The sequence below is a fragment of the Streptomyces sp. NPDC046727 genome (genome assembly GCF_040645635.1).
GTDB lineage: Bacteria > Actinomycetota > Actinomycetes > Streptomycetales > Streptomycetaceae > Streptomyces.
In genome coordinates this window covers 52093-73068 of record NZ_JBEYYR010000012.1, presented here as the reverse complement: position 1 = coordinate 73068, position 20976 = coordinate 52093, and the positions used below count along the sequence as shown (strand labels likewise).

General features: G+C 73.1%; 18 protein-coding genes. 5 read left to right on the top strand and 13 right to left on the bottom strand.

Annotated features, from left to right (window positions below):
• Window positions 1-61: 61 nt before the first annotated feature.
• Window positions 62-748: a gamma-glutamyl-gamma-aminobutyrate hydrolase family protein gene (locus tag ABZ937_RS17250; protein WP_361692506.1), complete on the top strand. Its 687-nt coding sequence runs from the start codon at window positions 62-64 to the stop codon at window positions 746-748.
• Here ABZ937_RS17250 and ABZ937_RS17245 read toward each other — a convergent pair.
• Both ABZ937_RS17245 and ABZ937_RS17240 read right to left on the bottom strand, forming a co-directional pair.
• Window positions 732-1685 carry an aminoglycoside phosphotransferase family protein gene (locus tag ABZ937_RS17245; RefSeq protein ID WP_361692503.1) on the bottom strand — a complete coding sequence of 318 codons (954 nt, stop codon included), beginning with the start codon at window positions 1683-1685 and terminating at the stop codon, window positions 732-734. The genes ABZ937_RS17250 and ABZ937_RS17245 overlap by 17 nt on opposite strands.
• A 73-nt stretch (window positions 1686-1758) precedes the next feature.
• Window positions 1759-2682, bottom strand: coding sequence for a LysR family transcriptional regulator (locus ABZ937_RS17240; protein WP_361692500.1), 924 nt, complete (start codon window positions 2680-2682; stop codon window positions 1759-1761).
• 70 nt (window positions 2683-2752) lie between these two features.
• Between ABZ937_RS17240 and ABZ937_RS17235 the strand changes: the two genes are divergently transcribed.
• Window positions 2753-3910, top strand: coding sequence for a TDT family transporter (locus tag ABZ937_RS17235; protein ID WP_361692497.1), 1158 nt, complete (start codon window positions 2753-2755; stop codon window positions 3908-3910).
• Here the strand turns inward: ABZ937_RS17235 and ABZ937_RS17230 are convergent.
• The 4 genes from ABZ937_RS17230 to ABZ937_RS17215 form a co-directional block, all read right to left on the bottom strand.
• Complete coding sequence (locus ABZ937_RS17230; protein WP_361692494.1) at window positions 3822-4541, bottom strand: helical backbone metal receptor; 720 nt, start codon at window positions 4539-4541, stop codon at window positions 3822-3824. The genes ABZ937_RS17235 and ABZ937_RS17230 overlap by 89 nt on opposite strands.
• A gap of 1 nt (window position 4542) precedes the next feature.
• On the bottom strand, window positions 4543-5115 hold the full coding sequence (locus ABZ937_RS17225; RefSeq protein WP_361692491.1) for an XRE family transcriptional regulator: 573 nt from the start codon (window positions 5113-5115) through the stop codon (window positions 4543-4545).
• 384 nt (window positions 5116-5499) lie between these two features.
• Window positions 5500-7314 (bottom strand): ABC transporter permease/substrate binding protein, encoded by a 1815-nt coding sequence (locus tag ABZ937_RS17220; RefSeq protein ID WP_361692488.1) that lies wholly within the window; start codon window positions 7312-7314, stop codon window positions 5500-5502.
• Window positions 7307-8380 (bottom strand): glycine betaine/L-proline ABC transporter ATP-binding protein, encoded by a 1074-nt coding sequence (locus ABZ937_RS17215; RefSeq protein ID WP_361692485.1) that lies wholly within the window; start codon window positions 8378-8380, stop codon window positions 7307-7309. Before ABZ937_RS17215 ends, ABZ937_RS17220 begins: the two co-directional genes overlap by 8 nt.
• A 154-nt stretch (window positions 8381-8534) precedes the next feature.
• Between ABZ937_RS17215 and ABZ937_RS17210 the strand changes: the two genes are divergently transcribed.
• The gene (locus ABZ937_RS17210) at window positions 8535-9455 is read left to right on the top strand and encodes a 5'-3' exonuclease (protein ID WP_361692482.1); all 921 of its coding nucleotides are present in this window, start codon (window positions 8535-8537) and stop codon (window positions 9453-9455) included.
• 114 nt (window positions 9456-9569) lie between these two features.
• On the top strand, window positions 9570-10421 hold the full coding sequence (locus tag ABZ937_RS17205) for a siderophore-interacting protein (RefSeq protein ID WP_361692479.1): 852 nt from the start codon (window positions 9570-9572) through the stop codon (window positions 10419-10421).
• A 978-nt stretch (window positions 10422-11399) separates the two neighbouring features.
• Here ABZ937_RS17205 and ABZ937_RS17200 read toward each other — a convergent pair.
• A complete protein-coding gene (locus ABZ937_RS17200) occupies window positions 11400-11981 on the bottom strand; it encodes a GNAT family N-acetyltransferase (protein WP_361692476.1) in 582 nt (193 codons plus the stop codon).
• 86 nt (window positions 11982-12067) lie between these two features.
• On the opposite strand from ABZ937_RS17200, the gene ABZ937_RS17195 reads away from it, so the two are divergent.
• Entirely contained in the window at window positions 12068-13039 is a 972-nt protein-coding gene (locus ABZ937_RS17195; RefSeq protein ID WP_361692473.1) for an RluA family pseudouridine synthase, read from the top strand.
• A gap of 19 nt (window positions 13040-13058) precedes the next feature.
• Here the strand turns inward: ABZ937_RS17195 and ABZ937_RS17190 are convergent, their stop codons facing one another.
• The 6 genes from ABZ937_RS17190 to ABZ937_RS17165 all read right to left on the bottom strand — a co-directional run bounded on the left by ABZ937_RS17190 (window position 13059) and on the right by ABZ937_RS17165 (window position 20902).
• The gene (locus ABZ937_RS17190; protein ID WP_361692470.1) at window positions 13059-14558 is read right to left on the bottom strand and encodes a cytochrome P450; all 1500 of its coding nucleotides are present in this window, start codon (window positions 14556-14558) and stop codon (window positions 13059-13061) included.
• Between the two features lie 29 nt (window positions 14559-14587).
• Window positions 14588-15208 (bottom strand): ATP/GTP-binding protein, encoded by a 621-nt coding sequence (locus tag ABZ937_RS17185; RefSeq protein ID WP_361692467.1) that lies wholly within the window; start codon window positions 15206-15208, stop codon window positions 14588-14590.
• A complete protein-coding gene (locus ABZ937_RS17180; protein WP_361692464.1) occupies window positions 15189-15614 on the bottom strand; it encodes a DUF742 domain-containing protein in 426 nt (141 codons plus the stop codon). The genes ABZ937_RS17185 and ABZ937_RS17180 overlap by 20 nt, the downstream gene beginning before the upstream one ends.
• Entirely contained in the window at window positions 15611-16015 is a 405-nt protein-coding gene (locus tag ABZ937_RS17175) for a roadblock/LC7 domain-containing protein (protein ID WP_361692461.1), read from the bottom strand. Before ABZ937_RS17175 ends, ABZ937_RS17180 begins: the two co-directional genes overlap by 4 nt.
• A complete protein-coding gene (locus ABZ937_RS17170) occupies window positions 16012-17688 on the bottom strand; it encodes an ATP-binding protein (RefSeq protein WP_361692458.1) in 1677 nt (558 codons plus the stop codon). The genes ABZ937_RS17175 and ABZ937_RS17170 overlap by 4 nt, the downstream gene beginning before the upstream one ends.
• Before the next feature lie 361 nt (window positions 17689-18049).
• The gene (locus tag ABZ937_RS17165) at window positions 18050-20902 is read right to left on the bottom strand and encodes a DEAD/DEAH box helicase (RefSeq protein ID WP_361692455.1); all 2853 of its coding nucleotides are present in this window, start codon (window positions 20900-20902) and stop codon (window positions 18050-18052) included.
• Between the last annotated feature and the right edge of the window lie 74 nt (window positions 20903-20976).

Below are 20976 nucleotides of genomic sequence, written 5' to 3'. Positions count from 1 at the left end.
CGAGCGAGCATCTTGATGCGGGCACCTCGAAGCGAGCACCTTTGAAGTCCAGGGAGGCAGCATGACCGAACGGCCGCTGATCGGCGTGAGCACGTATCTGGAGTCCAGCGCGCGCTGGGGCGTGTGGGACCTGGAGGCGGTGCTGCTGCCGGCCGGCTATCCGCGGCTGGTGCAGCGGGCCGGCGGACTGGCGTCCCTGCTGCCGCCGGACGCCCCCGAGCGGGCCGCCGCCGCGGTGGCCCGGCTCGACGGGCTGGTCATCGCGGGCGGCCCGGACGTCGACCCGGCCCGGTACGACGCCGAGCGCTCGCCCCGTACGGGGCCGCCCGCGCCGGAGCGCGACGCCTGGGAGCTGGCGCTGATCGACGCGGCGCTGGCGGCGGACGTGCCCCTGCTGGGCATCTGCCGGGGCATGCAGCTGCTGAACGTCGCCCTGGGCGGGACGCTGCTCCAGCACCTGGACGGGCACCGGGAGGTGGTCGGCGCGTTCGGCGGGCACCCGGTGAAGCCGGTGCCGGGGACGCTGTACGCCGGCATCGTCCCGGAGGAGCTGACCGTGCCGACGTATCACCACCAGGCGGTGGACCGGCTCGGCGAGGGGCTCGTGCCGTCGGCTCACGCGGAGGACGGCACCGTGGAGGCCGTGGAGCTGCCGGCGGACCGGGGCTGGGCGCTGGGCGTGCAGTGGCATCCGGAGATGGGCGAGGACCAGCGGGTGATGCGGGCCCTGGTCACAGCCGCTTCCTGAGCCAGGCCAGGGCGGCCTCGCCCTGGGCGCGCTGGAAGGGGCGCAGGGTGGGCAGGCCCGGCGGCGCCGGTTGCAGCGAGCCGCGCAGGAAGTAGCCCGTGAGGGCGGCCAGCGCCGCGGTCACGGCGTCGGGGTCCTCGGACCGGCCCAGGGGATGGGCGGTGAAGACCTCTTCGGGATCCGGTCCGCCCTGTGCCCGCACGCACGGCAGCAGCACCAGCAGGTCGAACCAGGGCGCGGCGCGCAGGGCGTGCGGCCAGTCCACGAAGACGACGCCCCCGTCGGCCGTGAGCAGGAGGTTGTCCGCGCGCAGGTCGCCGTGGGCCAGGGTGTCGCCGGAGGCGCCCTCGGCCCATCCGGCCTCCAGCGCGGCGAGTGCGGGCAGACGGTCGGCGACCCACGCGCCGAGGCTGCCCCGGACGTCACCGGCCTCGCCCTCGTGGAGCCGGCGCCAGCCGGCGAAGGCGTCGGCCAGGTCCTCGGCGACGGGCGGGGCGTCGACCGGGGACGGGGTGCCGGTGCGGGCGAGCACGGTGACGGCGTCGAGCACCCGGCGCAGCTCGGCCGGCCGCCAGGGCACGTGCGGCTGGCGTCCGGGCACCTCCTCGAAGACCAGCGCCACCCAGGTGCCGTCGTCGTAGGACCCGAGCAGCCGGGGCGCGGGCACGGTGGCCGGCAGCGCGGCGGCGTGCCGCGCCTCCTTGCGGTGCAGGCCGGGGCTGTGCGGGTTGGTCTCGGCGCTCACCGCCTTGACGAAGCCGGTGCCGCCGGTCGCCGTGCGCACGCGGGCGGCGACGCCGGGCGAGAAGCCGCCGCTCTGGGTCTCGGCCCGGACGACCGGCGCGCCCAGCACGTCACCGACGGCGTCCCGCACGGCACGCGGGAGGTCTTCCCAAGGGGTGCGGACGCCCGTGGCGGGCGGGGCGGTGTGGGTCATGCGGGCCATGGTGCCGGGAGCAACTGCCGCTTGACCAAGGGTTTTCCCGGCCGTGGCCCCCGGCGGGGAACCGTCAGCCGCGCGTCAGCGACAGCAGCTCCCGTGCCGGGCCCGTCGGCCGGTGGCCCGTCGGCCACACCGCGCGGAGGTCGCGGTGCAGGGACACCCCCTCCACCGGGATGCTCACCAGGCGCCGCATCGCCAGCTCCTCCCCCACCGCCAGCTCGCTCAGCACCGAGGGTCCGGCCCCGCTGACCGCGGAGGCCTTCACCGCCGTCGTCGAGGACAGCTCGATCAGCGGCCGGGACAGGCCGCCGAGCGCCGTGTCCAGGACCTGGCGGGTGCCGGAGCCGCGCTCGCGGAGGATCAGCGGGGTCGCCGCCAGTTCCTCCGCCGTGAGGGGGCGCCTGCGCCGGGCCCACGGATGGCCGGGGGCCGTCACCACGATCAGCCGGTCGTGGGCGATCACCGCCGAGTCCAGGCCCGTGGGCACGGTCAGGCCCTCCACGAAGCCGAGGTCCGCCTCGCCGGCCAGCAGGAGTTCCGCGACCTTCGCCGAGTTGCCCGCGAGCAGCGAGACGGCCGTGTCGGGCCGCTCGGCGTGCAGCGCGAGCAGCCAGCCGGGCAGCAGGTACTCGGCGATGGTCATGCTCGCCGCGACCCTGAGCCGCGAGTCCCGCCGGTCCCGCAGTGCCTGGGCGCCCGCGTCGAAGGCCGCCGCCGCCTCCACCACCCGGCGGGCCCAGTCCGTGACCAGGGCACCCGCGTCGGTGAGCCGGGAGCCGCGCGGCGAGCGGTCGACCAGGGCCACGCCCAGCTGCCGTTCCATGGAGCGCAGCCGGCTGCTGGCGGCCGGCTGGGTGATGCCGACCTCGCGCGCCGCCGCGCCGAGACTGCCCAGCCGCGCCACCGCGAGCAGCAGCTCCAGCGCGGCGAGGTCCGGCACCCGATGCGCCAGCGACTCCGTGCGTTCCTGCCGACCCTCCGCCTCGCTCATAAGACCAGCTTATGCCCTCATAGAGAGGAACTCCCTGGTCAGGCGGGATCTGCGACGGCACTGTGAAGACATGGTCACCGCAGCCCAGCCCCTCCCCCTCCCCCGCGCCTCCCGGATCCGGACCCTCGGCCCCAACTGGTACACCCCCGTCATGGGCACCGCCATCGTCGGCTCGGCCGGCGCCGCGCTGCCCGGACACGCGCCGGGGCTGCGCGGTGCCCTCGTGGCCGTCTGGGCGCTTTCCCTGGTCCTGCTCGTGACGCTCCTGGCCGCCCGCGCCCTGCACTGGGCCCACCACCGCGACCGGGCCCGCGCCGACCTCCTCGACCCGGCCGTGGCCCCCTTCTACGGCGCGCTCGCCATGGCCCTGCTGGCGGTGGGCGGCGGCGCCGTGGTCGTGGGACGGGACCTGATCGGGGAGCGCGCGGCGGTCGCCCTGGACACCGTCCTGTTCACCGCCGGCACGGCCGTGGGGCTCGCGGCGGCCGTGGCCGTGCCGTACCTGATGGCCGTACGGCATCGTGTGCGGCCCGCCGAGGCCACCCCGGTGTGGCTGCTGCCGCTGGTCGCGCCCATGGTGTCGGCCGCGCTCGGCCCGCTGCTGGTGCCGCACCTGCCGCCGGGGCAGCCCCGGGAGACCCTGCTGCTGGCCTGCTTCGCGCTGTTCGGGCTGAGCCTGCTGGCCGTGCTGCTGATGCTGTCGCTGGTCTTCGCCCGCGTCATCACCTCCGGGCCGCTGCCGCTCGCGCTCACCCCGACCCTGTTCCTGGTCCTCGGCCCGCTCGGGCAGTCCGTCACCGCGCTCGGCCTGATCGCGGACGAGGCTCCCGGGGTGGTACCGGCCCCGTACGACCGTGGCCTCGGGATCCTCGCCGTGCTGTACGGGGTGCCGGTCATGGGGTTCGCGCTGCTCTGGCTGGGGCTCGCCACCGCGCACGTGGTGCGGGCCCGGCGGCAGGGCATGCGGTTCACGCTGGCCTGGTGGGCGTTCACCTTCCCGGTGGGCACCTGTGTCACCGGCACCGCGGCCCTCGCCCGGCACACCGGTCTCGCGGTGTACGACGCGCTGGCCCTCGGTCTGTACGGCGTCCTCGTGGCGGCCTGGCTCGCGGCGGCCCGCGGTACCGTGCGCGGCCTGCTCAGCGGCGAGCTGCTCGCAGGGCCCCGGCCAGCACCCGTGGCGCTTGTGTCAGGGACGGGCCGTACCAGGTCAGGTGCCGTCCGCTGACCAGGGCGCAGGGCAGGCCGGGGAACGCCTCCGGGCCGTCGTCCGCGGTGAAGCGGTACGGCTCGTCGGGCAGGACCACCACGTCCGGGTGCGCCGCCCGCAGCTCGTCCAGCGGGACGCGGGGGTAGCGCTCGGGGTGGGCGGCGTACACATGGGCCACGCCCAGGCGGGCCAGGACGTCGCCCGCGAAGGTGTCCCGCCCCAGCACCATCCAGGGCCGGCGCCAGATCGGTACGACCGCCGTCATGCGCTCCGCCGGCTCGGGCAGGGCCGCCCAGACCGCCTCCGCCTCGGCCAGCCACGCGGGCCGGGCCGGCGCGCCGCACGCGGTGAGCACCCGGTCCAGCTCGGTGAAGGCGTCCGGCACGGTCCGCACCTCGGTGACCAGCACGTCGAGGCCCGCGGCCCGCAGGACGTCCAGGTCGGCGGTGCGGTTCTCCTCCTCGTTGGCGATCACCAGGTCGGGAGCCAGGGAGACGATCCGGTCCACCTTCGGGTTCTTCGTACCGCCGATCCGGGTGACGTCCAGGTCCGCCGGACGGACGCACCAGTCCGTGGCACCGGCCAGCACTCCGGGCAGGGTCACCGCGACCGCCTCGGTCAGCGACGGGACCAGCGAGACGACCCGCACGCTAGCGCGACCGGTCCTGGACGGCCTCGATGTGCTCGGCGACCGCCACCACGATGACCCGGGTGTCCGGGACCGTGGCCCGCCAGCGGTGCCGCACCCCGCCGGTCAGGTAGAGGGTGTCGCCGCGGCCGAGGCGGTAGGCGCGCCCCTCGGCCTCTATCTCCACCGCGCCGTCGGCGACGTACATCAACTCGTCGTTGCGGTGCTGGAACTCGCGGCCGGCGTCGTGGTCGCCGGTGAACTCGGAGGCGTGCAGCTGGTGGTGGCCGCGCACCAGGGAGCGGGTCCGCGGGTCGAAGTCGCCCTCGGCGACGGGCTCGGCGCGGACGACGTCCACGCTGGCCGCCGGGTCGGCGGCGGCGAGGAGTTCGACGGCCGTGGTGCGCAGGGCGTCGGCCAGCTTCTCCAGGGACGTACGGCTCGGGCGGGCCTTGTCGTTCTCGACCTGGCTGAGGAAGGGCACGGAGAGGCCGCTGCGCTCGGCCACGGCGGCAAGCGTCAGTTCCAGCGCGCGGCGGCGCCGGCGGACGGCCGCGCCCACCCGCACGGGCTGCTGCTCTTTGTGGTCGCCCATCGCTCCGGCTCCCTCCCTCGCTCGTCGTGCCGCTGTCCGGGTGCCCGCCGCGGGGCACTCCTCCTCTGATGACTTCTCTGCACCCTACGCATGTTCGGCAAACCGTTTCACGTGCCTGTCACATCCACGACATGTCCGTGCTCCCTCACCTCACAGTTCACGCCAGTGCCCCGGGGGCGCGGACCCCTCCGGGACCGGGCCCCCCCGCCGGATGAATATGCCGACCAGCTGGGCCGGGTGCCGCCGCACTGACCATCGCTCGTCACGGAGAGTGTTTGGCCTGATCCTTGCCGTAAGCGCCGTGCCGCGAGGGGCGGGCGCCGTCGGACGCGCGGCGGCGTACGGCGGCGCCCGCCCCTCGGGAGGCGGTCCGGGCCGGTCAGGTCACCCGGCCGCCCGGCTGCGGGCGTCGTCCTTGGCGACGGGGGCCCACTTGTCGACCAGCCCGGGGTGCTGCCGCAGCCAGGCGCGGACGGCGTCCTGCTCCTTGCCCTCGCCCGCCTTCTGGATCTGCGCCTCCAGGCCGGTGAGCTGCTCCTCGGTCATCGAGAAGTCCTTCAGCCACTGGCCGACCTGCGGGTTGTCGGCGGCGAAGCCCTTGCGGGCCAGGGTGTGCACCCCGTCGCCCTTGCCCCAGGCGCCCTCGGGGTCCTTGAGCTTCTTCAGGCCGTAGTCGCTGTAGGCCCAGTGCGGGGACCACAGGGTGACGACGACCGGCTGCTTGCGGGCGTAGGCGCGCTTCAGCTCGGCGAGCATGGCCGGCGTGGAGCCGTCGACCACGTCGTACGTGCCCTCCAGGCCGTACTCCTTGAGGACCTTGCTCTTGAGCAGGCCCATCATGCCGGCGCTGGGCTCGATGCCGATGATCTTCCCGTCGAAGTCGTCCGCGTGGTCCTTGAGGTCCGCCAGGGAGTTCACGTTCTTCACATAGGAGGGGACGGTCAGCTCCAGGGAGGTGGGCCCGTACCACGTGCCGAGGTCGTCCAGCTGCTCGCCGTACTTCGCCCAGTACTCGGCGTGGGTGGTGGGCAGCCAGGAGTCGGTCTGGAAGTCGAGCTGGCCGGTGGCGAGGCCGGTGTAGAGCGGGCCGGCCGTGTACTGGGTCGCGGTGACCTTGAAGCCGCGCTCCTGGAGGATCTCCTGCCAGAGGAAGGTGGAGGCGATGCCCTCGTCCCAGGGGATGTAGCCGATCCTGATCTCCTTGCCCTTGCCGACGTCCGTGCCGGAGGCCTCGGAGGTGCCGGCGGTGGGGCCGAAGACGCCGAGTCCGCCCGCGACGAGGGCGAGGACGGCCACGCCGGCCACGGCGACGGCCGGGCGCGGACGGTACGACCACGCGCGCGTGGGGGCCTTCGCGGCGGCCCTGCGGCCCAGCGGGGAGAGCTGGGTGCCGAGCGCGCCGGTGACGCGGTCCAGGTAGATGGCGAGGACGACGATGCCGACGCCCGCCTCGAAGCCGTAGCCGATGTCGAGCCGGCCGATCGCCTCGTTGACCGCGCCGCCGAGGCCGCCGGTGCCGACCATGCCGGCGATGACGACCATGGACAGGCCCAGCATGATCACCTGGTTGACGCCGGCCATGATGGTCGGCAGGGCGAGCGGCAGCTGGACCCGCCACAGGATGTCGCGCGGGCTGGTGCCGAAGGCCTCCGCGGCCTCGACCAGGTCGGCGTCGACCTGCCGGATGCCCAGCTCGGTCATGCGGACGCCGGGGGCGAGCGCGAAGATCAGGGTGGCGACGACACCGGCGGCGGTGCCCAGGCCGAAGAAGAGCATGGCCGGGATCAGCAGCACCATCGACGGCATGGTCTGGAGCAGGTCCAGGACCGGACGTACGGCGGCGCTGACCGCCTTGGAGCGGGCGGCCCGGATGCCCAGCGGGATCGAGATCACCAGCGCGATCACGGTCGCCACGAGGACCAGGGCGAGCGTGGACATGGCCCGGTCCCACAGGTCGAGCGAGTCCACCAGCGCGAATCCGGCGAACGCCAGGACACCCGCGAGCAGGCCGCGCAGCCACCAGGCGACGACGGCGAGGATGCCGGCCATGAGGAGCGGCTCGGGCGCGGCCAGTACGGCGTCGATGCCGTCGTACATGCCCTCCACGACCGCCTTGATGGCGTCGAAGAGCCAGGAGAGGTGGTCGACCAGCCAGGCGACGCCGGAGTCGACCCAGTCGCCGAGGTGGATCCTAGGCACGGCCGATCACCTTCCTCGGATTGCCGCAGGCGGCCGGCTCACTCTGCTCGTCGCCGAGGAAGCCGACCAGCCGCTGCCGGGGCACGACCCCGACGAGGGCCCGGCCCTCGTCCAGGACGGCGACCGGGTGGGACAGCCGGGCGCTGATCGCGCACAGCTCGGTGAACGGCGTGTCGGGGGCCGCGGTCTCGCAGCCGCAGTCGGCCTCGTCGCCCCGCAGCTCGGTGTCCATCACGGCGGCGGCGGTGAGCACGCGCGCGCGGTCGACGTCCTGGATGAAGGAGGCCACGTAGTCGTTCGCGGGGCGCAGCAGGATGTCCTCGGCGGTGCCGGTCTGGACGATGCGGCCGTCGCGCATGACGGCGATGCGGTCGCCGAGCCGCATCGCCTCGTTGAGGTCGTGGGTAATGAAGACGATGGTCTTCTTCAGCGTCTTCTGCAGCTCCAGCAGCTGGTCCTGCATGTCGCGCCGGATCAGCGGGTCCAGGGCGCTGAAGGACTCGTCCATCAGCAGCACGTCGGCATCGGTGGCGAGGGCACGGGCGAGGCCGACGCGCTGCTGCATGCCGCCGGACAGCTCGTCGGGCCACGACGTCTCCCAGCCGGCCAGGCCGCACAGGGCGAGCGCCTCGTCGGCGCGGCGCTCGCGCTCGGCGCGGGGCACGCCCTGCACTTCCAGGCCGTAGGCGGCGTTGTCGCGGACGCTGCGGTGCGGGAACAGCGCGAAGTGCTGGAAGACCATGCTGATCTTCTTCGAGCGCAGCTCGCGCAGCGCCCGGTCGGTGAGGTCGGTCAGATCCTGCCCGTCGAAGCGCACACTGCCCGCGGTCGGCTCCAGCAGACCGTTGAGCGTGCGCAGCAGGGTGGACTTGCCGGAGCCGGACAGCCCCATGACGACGAAGATCTCGCCGGCCTCGACGCGGAAGGAGGCGTCGATCACGGCGGCGGTGGTGCCGTCGGCACGCAGCTCCGCCCGGTCGGCCCCCTGCCGCAGCCGCTCCACCGCCTCGGCCGGTCGTCTTCCGAACACCTTGAACAGATGCTCTGCCTCAAGCCTGGGTGACACGCGCACCTCTCGTCTCCGGGAACAGGACAGAGGCCGCGCCTCCCCAGGTCAAGCCGGGGCAAACTCACGAGTGGCCGGACTCACGGCGATGCGCAGCACGCAACGCGTTCCGGGGCGGAGGGGCGCTGTCGGTGCCGTACGGCATGATGCGAACGTGACCGGACGACTGATGCTCCTCGACACCGCTTCGCTGTACTTCCGCGCCTACTTCGGCGTCCCGGACTCCGTGAAGGCGCCGGACGGCACGCCCGTCAACGCGGTTCGCGGGCTGCTGGACTTCATCGACCGGCTGGTCCGGGACCACCGGCCGGACCGGCTCGTGGCCTGCATGGACGCCGACTGGCGCCCGCAGTGGCGGGTGGACCTCATCCCCACCTACAAGGCCCACCGGGTCGCCGAGGAGCACGAGGGCGCGCCGGACGAGGAGGAGGTGCCGGACACCCTCGCACCGCAGGTGCCGGTGATCGAGGACGTGCTGGACGCGATCGGCATCGCGCGCGTCGGGGTCGCGGGGTACGAGGCGGACGACGTGATCGGCACGTTCACCGCGCATGCGAAGGGCCCGGTGGACATCGTCACCGGCGACCGCGACCTGTACCAGCTGGTGGACGACGGGCGCGGGATCCGCGTGCTGTATCCACTGAAGGGCGTCGGCACGCTGCAGCTGACGGACGAGGCGGTGCTGCGCGAGAAGTATGGCGTCGACGGGCGGGGGTACGCGGATCTGGCGCTGCTGCGCGGCGACCCGAGCGACGGCCTGCCGGGCGTGGCCGGCATCGGCGAGAAGACGGCCGCCAAGCTGCTCGCCGAGTTCGGCGACCTGGCCGGGATCATGGCGGCGGTCGACGACCCGGGGGCGAAGCTCACGCCGTCGCAGCGCAAGCGGCTCACCGAGGCCCGGCCGTATGTCGCGGTCGCGCCGAAGGTGGTGCGGGTGGCCGGTGACGTGCCGCTGCCGGATGTCGACACCGGCCTGCCGCACGCCCCGCGCGATCCGGCGGGACTGGAGGAGCTGGCGCGCCGCTGGGGTCTCGGCGGTTCCCTGGAGCGGCTGCTGACCACGCTCGCGGAGTGACCTTGAGGGGAATGTTCCGGCAAAAGAGTCTCATCGACGGCTCGGGGAAGCGGTGTTGACACGGAGTGGGATGCTAACTTAGGTAAACCTAACCAACCCCCGCAGGAGGCCGTGATGGCAGAGCGTCCGGGACGAAAGCCGCGCAAGCCCTATACCGCCCAGGTGGTGCGCACCGAACGGCTGTCTCCGCATATGCAGCGCGTGGTGCTCGGCGGCGAGGGCCTGGCCGGATTCTCCGCGGACAGCTGCACCGACCACTACGTGAAGCTGCTGTTCGGCGCCGACGGTGTCACCTACCCGGAGCCCTTCGACATCGAGCGGATCCGCGCCGAGTTCCCGCGCGAGCAGTGGCCGGTGACCCGGACGTACACCGTGCGCGCCTGGGACCCGGCACAGCAGGAGCTGACCCTGGACTTCGTCGTCCACGGCGACGAGGGCCTGGCCGGGCCGTGGGCCGTCCGGGCCCAGCCCGGCGAAACGGTCCGCTTCATGGGCCCCGGCGGCGCGTACGCGCCCGACCCGGAGGCGGACTGGCATCTGCTCGCCGGTGACGAGAGCGCGCTGCCCGCGATCGCCCGCGCCCTGGAGACGCTGCCCGCCGGCGCCACCGCGCACGCCTTCGTCGAGGTGTCCGGCCCCGAGGAGGAGCAGAAGATCGACACCGAGGTGCGGGTCACCTGGCTGCACCGCGGGGACCGGCCGGTCGGCGAGGCGCTGCTGGAGGCCGTGCGCGGGCTGGAGTTCCCCGAGGGCCGACTGCACGCGTTCGTGCACGGCGAGGCGGGCTTCGTGAAGGAGCTGCGCCGACTGCTGCGGGTCGAACGGCAGATCCCCCGCGAGGACCTGTCGATCTCCGGCTACTGGCGCCTCGGCCACAACGAGGACGGCTGGCAGGCCGCCAAGCGCGACTGGAACGCCCGCATCGAGGCCGAACAGGAGGGCAACACGTCGGCGGCAGCGGCCTGAGCGGACCCGGGCCGGCGCGGCGGCGGCAGCGGCCGGGGACGTAGGGGCCTGAGCGGACCAGCGGCGGCGCGACGGGCGGGGGCCTGAGCAGGCCGGGCGCGGGACGACGACGGCGGCAGGCCGAGGGCGGCACAACAGCGGCGGCGCCCGAACGGGCCAGAGGCGCCACGGCAGCGCGGCAACAGCCCGAAACAAGCTCAGGCCGGCACGGCAGTGGCAGCGGCCCGAGCGGACCGGGGGCGGCGCGGCGGCGGCAGCGGCCTGAGCAGGCCAGCGGCACGGCGGCGGCGGCAGGCCGAGGGCGGCACAGCAGCGCAGCAACAGCCCGAAACGGGTTCGGCGCGGCGGCGGCAGGGGCCTGAGCGGGCCAGCGCACGGCGGCCCGAGCCGGCCGGGGGCGGCAGGCCGCGGCGGCAGGCCGAGAGGGGAACGGCGCGGCAGCGGCCCGGGCAGGCAGAGGCAGCGCGGCAACAGCCCGAAGAAGCTCAGAGCGACTGGGCAGAGGCAGCGGCAGCAGCGGCCTGAGCGGACCGAGGGCGGCATGGCGTCGGCAATGGCCCGAGCAGGCCAAGGGCAGCACGACGGCGCCAGCAGGCCGAGCGGGCAGAGGCGGCACAGCAGCACGGCAACGGCCCGAACTGGCTCAGGGCGGCACAGCAACGGCAGCGGCCTGAACGGACCGGGGCCGGCGCGGCGGCAGGGGCCTGAGCAGTCCAACGGCGCGGCGGCGGGCGGCCCGGCAGCGGCCCGGGCAGGCCGAGAGCGCCACGGCAACGGCAGCAGCCCGCACAGACCGAGGGCGCCACGGCAACAGCAGCGGCAACGGCCCGAACAGGCTCAGGGCGGCACGGCAGTGGCAGCGGCCTGAGCGGGCCGGGGGCGGCCCGGCGGCGGCCCGGACAAGCCGAGGGCGGCACAGCAACGGCAGCCGCCGGCAGGCAAGGGCGGCGCCGTTCTCGTAGGTGCCGGGCGGCCGGCTCAGTCGGTGTGTACGCGCGCGTGCAGGTGCATGTCGTGCCAGCCGTCCGGGTGGAGGAGGGCGCTGCGCTTGGTGCCCTCCAGGGCGAAGCCGGCCTTGGCGGCGACCCGGCAGGACGCTTCGTTGGCGGTGGAGTGCGTGAGTTCCAGGCGGTGGAAGCCGATCTCCTCCAAGGCCCAGTCGGCCAGAGCCGTCGTGGCGCGCACGGCGACTCCCCGCCCCCGCGCCCGCGCCACCGTCCAGTAGGCGACCTCCGCGACGCCGTCCCCGAGCAGGATCTGGCGCAGCGCGACCCGGCCCAGCAGCTCGTCGGTGGCGTCGTCCACGACGGCCCACTGGGCCTCGCGCTCGCCCTCCCACCCCTTCTGCCACCCGGCTATCCAGCCGGCGGCCTCCTCGACGGAGTCGGAGGACCTGATGTGCCACTGGTGCATCACCGGGTCCTGGAACGCGGCGTGCAGCGCGGGCGCGTCCCCGGCCCGCCAAGGGCGCAGGAGCAGGGCGTCACCGGCGGGGAGAGAGGGCTGGGGGACACGGGCGAGGCTGCCGGGGGTCAGGACCGGGCTGGTGAGATACGGCATGATCCACATCCTGCCGAGCGCACGCCCGGCCGCCCACCCGTTTTCGGCCACCACCGGGTGCCCGCACCCCCGTACCCTGGACCCCGATGAGACGCCGTACGCCGCCCCCGCCCGCCCCGCTCCCCCAGCGCCACGGGGTCGACCCCGTACGGGTACGGCTGCCCCTCGGCGGGGCGTGGGCCACCGTGCGGGAGCATCTGGTGGAGCGGCTCACGGGGGCCGGGCCCGGGACGGTCGAGTCGATGTTCGCCGACGGGCTGGTGGTCGGCGCCGACGGGCGGCCCGTGGCGCCCGACGCGCCGTACCGGGCGGGGATGTTCGTCTGGTTCCACCGCGAGCTGCCCGCCGAGGTGCCGGTGCCGTTCCCGGTGGAGGTGGTGTACCGGGACGAGCACATCGTGGTGGCCGACAAGCCGCACTTCCTGGCCACGACCCCGCGCGGCACGCATGTCGCGCAGACCGCGCTGGCCCGTCTCCGGAGCGAGCTGGGCATCCCGACGCTCACGGCGGCCCACCGCCTGGACCGGCTCACCGCCGGGCTGGTGCTGTTCACGGTGCGGCCCGAGGAGCGCGGCGCGTACCAGACGCTGTTCCGGGACCGGCGGGTACGCAAGGAGTACGAGGCGATCGCGCCGTACGACCCCTCGCTCGCCCTGCCCCGGACCGTACGCAGCCGGATCGTGAAGGAGCGTGGCGTGCCGGCCGCCCGGGAGGTGGAGGGCGAGCCGAACGCCGAGACCCGCGTGGAGCTGATCGAGCACCGGGCCGGGCTGGGCCGCTACCGGCTCACGCCGGCGACCGGGCAGACCCACCAGCTGCGCGTGCATCTGACCGCGCTGGGCGTGCCCATCCTCGGCGATCCGCTGTACCCCGAGGTGACCGACCCGGTGCCGGCCGGTGACTTCCGGCGCCCGCTGCAACTGCTCGCACGGCACCTGGAGTTCACCGATCCGGTCACCGGCACGCGGCACAAGCTCGTCAGCGGGCGCCGACTGGGGTCCTGGACGTCCTACGCCGACTGGGCCGACGGCATGACGGACGTCCCCGGGGACGGCTGAACCACCAGTGGCGGGTGGGTCAGTCGCCTCGCCACCAGCGCGTCAGCCGGCGCCACAGGCCCCGGGGCCGGGTCGGTTCCGGGTCGGGCAGAGCCGGTGGGACGGCCTGCGGGAGGGGCGCCGAGCGGGCCGGCACCGGCTGCGGTTCGGGCGCCGGGGCCGGATCGCTGCTCAGGGTGCCGACCTGCCAGTTGGACCGCTGCGCCGGGACGGGCATGGCCCGCGGCGGCAGGCCGACGTCCTGCTGCGGCTTCGGTTCGAACCGCACCGGCAGGGACACCAGGTGCCGGGAGGCGATGGAGGACCGCCAGCGCAGATCCTCCTCGGCGCAGTCCAGCTGGATGTCGGACAGCCGGGTCAGCAGCGCGTCGACGCCGACGTCCGCGATGGCACGGCCGATGTCCTGGCCGGGGCACTCGTGCGGGCCGCCGCCGAACGCGAGATGGGAGCGGTTGCCCTGCATGCTCGCGGACAGGTCGGGCCGCACCCGCGGGTCGACGTTGCCCGGGGCGGGCGCGAAGAGCAGTCCGTCGCCCTTGGCGATGCGCCGGCCGGCCAGCTCGGTGTCCTGCTTGGCGAAGTAGCCGAAGACCGTGCTGAACGGCGGCTCGTCCCACAGGGACTGCTCGATCGCCTCCGGCACGGTCATCTGCCCGCCGTTGAGCTGGGCGCGGAAGCCCGGCTCGGTGAGGACCATGCGCAGCGCGTTGGCGAGGAGGTTCGCGGTGGCCTCGTAGGCCGCGAAGAGGACGAGCCGCAGGTGTTCGCGGACCTCGTCGTCGGTGAGTCCGGCCGGGTGGGTGATGAGATGACTGGTGAAGTCGTCGTCGGGCCGGTCCCGCCGCCGGGTGGTGAGCCGGCTGAGCGCGTCCATGACGTAGGCATGGCTCTGGATGGCGGTCTCGGTGCCCTTGAGGGCGTCCCGAGCGGCCTGCACCATCCGGTCGTTGTACTCCTCGGGCATGCCGAGGACCTCGCACATCACGGCCATCGGCAGATGCTCGGCGAACTGGGAGACCAGGTCGGCCCGGCCCCGCTCGCAGAAGCCGTTGACCAGGCCCTGGGTGTGGCGGCCGATGTGCCGGCGCACGCTGCGCTGGTCGATGGTGGCCATGGCCGCGGTGACCGCGTCGCGCAGCCGCTCGTGCTCGTCGCCCTCGGCGTGCGAGCAGATGGGCTGCCAGGCGATGTGCGGCATGAGCGGGTGGTCGGGCTTGACCATGCCCTCCCGCAGCGGGGTCCAGAGCCGGCTGTCCCGGGTGTACTGCGAGGGGCTGCGTACCAGCTGCAGGTTCTCGGCGTGGCCGAGCACCACCCACATCGGTACGTCGTCGTGGAGCAGCACGGGGGCGATGGGGCCGTGCTGTTCGCGCAGGCGCTCGTAGAGGCTGTCGAGGTCCTCGGCGTCGGGGCCGTACAGCCGCTGCGCTCCCCCGGCGCCGAGGCCGTGCGCCGGGCAGCCCGGCGGCGGGCCGGACGTGGGGTCTGTGCCGGGGAGGGAGGGGGATTCTGACGTCACGGTGTCGCTCCGGAACGGATGGTGGGGACTCAGGTGAGGGCGCCGGAGAGCGCGAGGGAGTGCAGGAAACGCGTGAGGGTCATCAGCACGTCCTTGCTGGAGGCCCGGCGGCGCACATCGCACTCCATGATCGGGATGTCCGGGGCCAGGTCCAGCGCGGTGCGCAGTTCCTCGATCGGGTAACGGGGCGCGTCCGGGAAGGAGTTGACGGCGACGACGAAGGGCACGCCGCGCTCCTCCAGCCGCCCCATGACGTCGAAGCTGACTTCCAGACGCCGGGTGTCGACCAGTACGACCGCGCCGAGCGCGCCTTCGAACAGGCCGTTCCACAGGAACCAGAAGCGCTCCTGGCCGGGGGTGCCGAAGAGGTAGAGCACCAGCCTGTCGGTGATGCTGATGCGGCCGAAGTCCATGGCCACGGTGGTGGCCGTCTTGGACTCGGAGCCGTAGTTGTCGTCCACGCCGATGCCGGCCTGGGTCATGGTCTCCTCGGTGGTCAGCGGCCTGATCTCGCTGACGGAGCCGACCATGGTGGTCTTGCCGACACCGAACCCGCCCACGATCACGATCTTCACCGCGGCCTGGGCCGTGTGCGGCAGATGGTCCTCGGTGCGTGGGCCGGGGATCGTGTCAGAGCTTTTGAAGTCCATGCATCACCGCTTCGAGGAGTGAACGGTCGGGAACCGCCTGGCGGACGATCGGGGCGCGCGCCTGGACCAGCTCGGCTTCGATCAGCTCGGTGATCAGTACGGTCATCGCGCTGAACGGCAGCTGGAGGTAGGCCGACAGCTCGGCCACGGACAGCGGGGCGAGGCAGAGCCGGAGCACTGACGCCTCCTCGGGCGAGGCCGTCGGCCGTGGTGCGGAGCGCGCCACGATTAAGGTCACCAGGTCGAGTTCGGCGCGGGCGCCGTCGGATCCCGCGATGGTGTACAGCCGTTCGGGGTTCCGGGGCTTCTCCTCGCCGTCCGCCGGTTGCGGGGACTGCGACGGCAGGGGCGGGGGCGGGAGCGCCACCGGCTGCGGCCGGCGCCGTTTGCGTCGTGGAGGGGTCATACGGTCTGCCCGTTCCGCCGGGGCGGACTGGTGAGATGTTCCCCGATCCGGACGACGAGGTCGCGCATCATGCCGCTCATCCGGCCCGGTTCACAGGTGACGTCGGCGAGGACCGCGAGGAAGGCGTTGTCGCCGGCGTTCATGAGGTAGAAGTAGCCGCCCTCGATCTCGAAGACGACGACCTTCATGTCACCCGCGCCGGGGATCTCCTGGATGATGGCGCCGGCCAGGCTCTGTACGCCCGCGCAGGCGGCGGCCACCCGGTCGGCCGCGTCGGGGTCGCCGCCGTAGCGGGCGATACGCAGTCCGTCGGCGGAGAGAACCACGATCATCTCGATGCCCGGCACACCGTCGTTCAGCTGCTTGAGCATCCAGTCCAGGTTGCCTCGCTGCTGGATCACTTGAGGTCCCTCTCGTCTTCTTCGGCCTCGGGGGCGCCGCCCTCTGCGGGGTCGCCCGAATCGTTGAGCAGGTGCAGGTACTTGGTCGGGTGGAGCGTGAAGTCGGTCAGCTCGGGCCCGGTGGCGTCCTCGGGCATGCCCTTGCGCAGGCCGTTCCAGAACTCCTCGATCCCCAGGCCCGGCGGGCGGTCCATGAGCTTCTTGCGCTCGGGGTCGATCTCGGGCTCGGGTTCCGGTTCGGGCCTGGTCCGGGACCAGATGGTGGGCCTGCCCTCACGCTCGGCGCGCTCGATCTCGGCCTGTTCGCGGATCCGCTGGCTGAGCGGGGTCTTCACCCGGCTGCGGCGCTGCGGCAGACCGCCCGCGGTCCACTCGGTGACCTCCGGGACGTCGTCCTCCATGGAGATGCCGGCCGGGATCTTGGGGCTGGTGGGGCGGCGCTTCTTGGGCGGGCGCTTGGGGCCCTCCACGGCACCGAGTTCGGGCTTCGGGATACCGGTGGCGCCGATGCCGTGCGCGGCGCCGACACCGGGCTCGGTGGTCGTCATCACGCGCGGCACGATGAGGATCGCGCGGACACCGCCGTAGGCGGAGGAGCGCAGCGAGACCTCCATGTCGAACTGCTTGCAGAGCCGGCCGACGACGGCGAGGCCGAGGCGCGGGTTCTCGCCGAGGTTGTGCGCGTCGTCCAGGTTCCTGGCGTCGTCGATCGCCTGCTCGATACGACGGCGGGACTCCTCGCTGAGGCTGACGCCCGCGTCCTCTATCTCGATGACGATGCCGGCCTGCACCTCGGTGGCCGTGACATGCACCTTGGTCGTCGGCGGCGAGTAGCGGGTGGCGTTGTCGAGCAGCTCGGCGGCGGCGTGGATGATCGGCTCGACCGAGGTGCCCTTGATGTTGATGTTGACGATGGAGGCGAGGTTGATGCGGCGGTACTCCAGGATCCGGGACATGGCGCCGCGCAGCACGCTGTAGAGGGAGACGGGCAGGGGCCACTGCCGGCCCGGCCGGCCGCCGCCGAGGACGGAGATGGTGTCGGCGAGCCGGCCGATCAGCGAGGTGCCGTGGTCGAGCCGGAGCAGGTCGTCGAAGACCTCGGGGTTGCGGCCGTGGTCCTCCTCCATCTCGCGGAGTTCCTTGGCCTGTTGGTGGACGATGGCCTGGACGCGGCGCGCGACGCTCACGAAGGAGCGCTCGGTGGCGTCGCGCATCGAGATCTCGCGGTCGGCGCCGCTCAGCCCGACCCGCACCAGTTCGCGGTAGCCGTCGGGCAGGCCGCGCAGTGCGGGATCCACGTCGTAGACGTTGCGGATGACGTCCCGGAGCGCCTCGCCGCGGCGCAGCCGGAGGAAGCCGGTGGGCAGGACGTCCTTGGCGAAGACCTCCATCAGCTCGCCGTGCGCGGCGATCCGCTGTTCCAACTGCGCGATGTGACGGGCGTGTTCGGCCTGCGCCTCGCGGAGCCGGCGACCGCGCCGGGCCGCCTCCCCGGCCGTGGCCAGGACCAGCAGTACGGCCACCGCCCCGCACACGCCCACGGCGAGCCGGGCCGTGGGCGGTACCAGGGCCACGGCGGCCCCGGCCGCGGCGGCCATCACTATGGCCGGCGGCAACAGCACTCGCGCATAGGGACGTTCACGGCCACGGGGGGGCTTTCGAACACTCACCATGGATGCCTTCTGAGACGAATCGGCTGGGTGTCAGGGGAGCTTGCGGGGGGAAGGTTCATGAAGGATCGGGATCTATCTCATGTTTGGGAACAGGCGCACGAATTACCTCAACTCGGTGCGCCGCGGGCGAGCTTAGTCCGACCGGATCATCGCCGTGTCATATTCGGCAAGCACCTGAAATCGCCCCGGCAACCGGAGTACGCTCAGCTTCTTTTACACGCTGGGCTTCCGTTCGAACACATGCAGTAATGGCATGCGGGCATGCGAAAGTCACTCACCGTGAAGAGTGAAAAGGGCGCCGAGGCCACACCTCGGCGCCCACAGCGGCCGTTCGCCTCACGACACCGCCGGTGCCGGCGCGTCAGCCCACCGACGAGTAGGCGACAACCCCCCGCAGCAACTGGTCGACGGCCTTGCGCGCGGCCTTCGCCACGGTCGAGCCCTCACCGGGAGCCGCCGCGGAGATCTGCCCGAGCACATCGATGACCTGCTTGCACCAGCGCACGAAGTCACCGGCCGGCATCTCCGCCTCGCGCAGCACCTCGTCGAGGCCCTTGCCGGACGCCCACATGTACGCGGCCCAGGCGAAGCCGAGATCCGGCTCCCGCTGGCCGACGCCCTCGGTCTGGTTGATCCGGAACTCCTCCTCCAGACCGTCGAGGCGGCCCCAGATCCGGACCATCTCACCGAGGGCGGCCTTGGCCTTGCCGGAGGGAAGCTTCGGCGCCATCGCGTCGTCGCTGACCCGCGCCTCGTACACCAACGCCGAGACGCAGGCGGCGAGTTCCGCGGGGGCGAGCCCCTCCCAGACCCCCTCGCGCAGGCACTCGCTGGCCAGCAGGTCCAGTTCGCCGTAGAGCCGCGCGAGCCGCTTGCCGTGCTCGGTGACCTCGTCAGCGCGGAGGTAGTCCAGCTCTGTCAGCAGGGCCACGATCCGGTCGAAGGTGCGCGCGATCGTGTTCGTACGGCCCTCGATGCGCCGCTCCAGCTGCGAGGTGTCGCGCAGCAGCCGGTGGTAGCGCTCGGCCCAACGGGCGTGGTCCTCGCGGTCGTCGCAGCCGTGGCAGGGGTGTGCCCGGATCGCCGTCCGCAGCCGCGCGATCTCGCGGTCGTCGGCGGCCTGGGACCGCTTCTTGCGCGCCCGCTCCGGCGGGATGTGCCCGGCCTTGCTGCGCAGCGCGGAGGCGAGGTCCCGGCGGGACTGCGGCGAGCGCGGGTTGAACGACTTCGGGATCCGCATCCGGTCCAGCGGCTCGACCGGCACCGGGAAGTCCATCGACGCCAGCCGCTTGACCTGCCGCTCGGCGGTCAGCACCAGCGGGCGCGGCCCGTCATGGTGGTCGAAGCCGCGGTGGCCGTTGGAGCGGGCCGCGGGCAGGCCCGGGTCCAGGACCAGGGCCAGGCCCGCGTACTTGCCCGTGGGGACATGGATGACGTCGCCCGGCTTCAGCTTCTCCAGGGCGACGGCGGCCTCGGCCCGCCGCTGGTTCGCGCCCTGCCGGGCCAGCTCGGTCTCCCGGTCCTTCAGCTCGCGGCGCAGCCGCGCGTACTCGTCGAAGTCGCCGAGGTGACAGGTCATGGAGGCCTTGTAGCCGGCCAGCCCCTCCTCGTTGCGCTGCACCTGACGGGAGATCCCGACGACCGACTTGTCGGCCTGGAACTGCGCGAAGGAGGTCTCCAGCAGCTCGCGCGAGCGATGCCGGCCGAACTGCTCGACCAGGTTGACCGCCATGTTGTACGACGGCTTGAAGCTGGAGCGCAGCGGGTACGTGCGCGTGCCCGCGAGACCGGCGAGGTGCTCGGGGCTCATACCGCGCTGCCACAGCACCACGGCGTGGCCCTCGACGTCGATGCCCCGGCGGCCGGCCCGGCCGGTCAGCTGGGTGTACTCGCCGGGCGTGATGTCGGCATGCTGCTCGCCGTTCCACTTGACGAGCTTCTCCAGCACCACCGAGCGGGCGGGCATGTTGATGCCGAGCGCGAGGGTCTCGGTGGCGAACACGGCCTTGACCAGGCCGCGCACGAAGAGTTCCTCGACGACCTCCTTGAAGGTCGGCAGCATGCCGGCGTGGTGGGCGGCGATGCCGCGCTCCAGGCCCTCCAGCCATTCGTAGTAGCCGAGGACGTGCAGGTCCTCCGTCGGGATGGAGGCCGTGCGCTCCTCGACCAGGGCGCGGACCTGCTCCCGAGCCTCCTCGTCGTTGAGCCGGAGACCGGCGTACAGACACTGCTGGACGGCGGCCTCACAGGCGGCGCGGCTGAAGATGAAGGTGATGGCCGGGAGCAGGCCCTCGGCGTCGAGACGCTCGATGACCTCGGGGCGGCCCGGCGTCCACACGCGCGAGCGCTGTCTGCGCTCGCGCTCCCGGTCGGCCTCGCGCATCGACCGGCCGCGCCTGCGGTCCTGGTACGACGGCCGGGTGGCCTCCATGCGGGCCAGGCGGGCCAGGTCGGGGTTGACGGCCTTCTTGTGACCCTCGCCCTCCTCGAACAGGTCGTACATCCGGCGCCCGGCGAGCACGTGCTGGAACAGCGGCACGGGCCGGTGCTCGGAGACGATCACCTCGGTGTCGCCGCGGACGGTGTCCAGCCAGTCACCGAACTCCTCCGCGTTGGACACGGTGGCGGAGAGCGAGACCAGGGTCACCGACTCGGGCAGGTGGATGATCACCTCCTCCCAGACGGCACCGCGGAAGCGGTCGGAGAGGTAGTGCACCTCGTCCATGACCACGTGGCCGAGGCCCAGCAGGGTCTGCGAGCCCGCGTACAGCATGTTCCGCAGCACCTCGGTGGTCATCACGACCACCGGGGCGTCGGAGTTCACGCTGTTGTCGCCGGTGAGCAGGCCGACCTTCGCCGTGCCGTAGCGGCGGCACAGGTCGGCGTACTTCTGGTTCGACAGTGCCTTGATGGGGGTCGTGTAGAAGCACTTCTTGCCCTGCTGGAGGGCGAGGTGGACGGCGAACTCGCCCACGATCGTCTTGCCCGAGCCGGTGGGGGCGGCCACCAGCACGCCCTTCCCCGCTTCGAGCGCCTGGCAGGCCTCGATCTGGAAGGGGTCGAGGCCGAAGTCGTACATCTCGCGGAAGGAGGCGAGCGCGGTGGCCTGCTCGGCTGCCCGCCTGCGGGCTGCCGCGTACCGCTCGGCCGGTGAGAGGTCCTCTGTCATCGTGCTTTCGAGCGTACCGGGCCCCACTGACAACAGGACGATCATTATCCGGATCGCAGGCCGGCGACAGCGGACGGACCGGCGGAAACGGCCTGGCAGGGGCCCGTGAACGACGATGC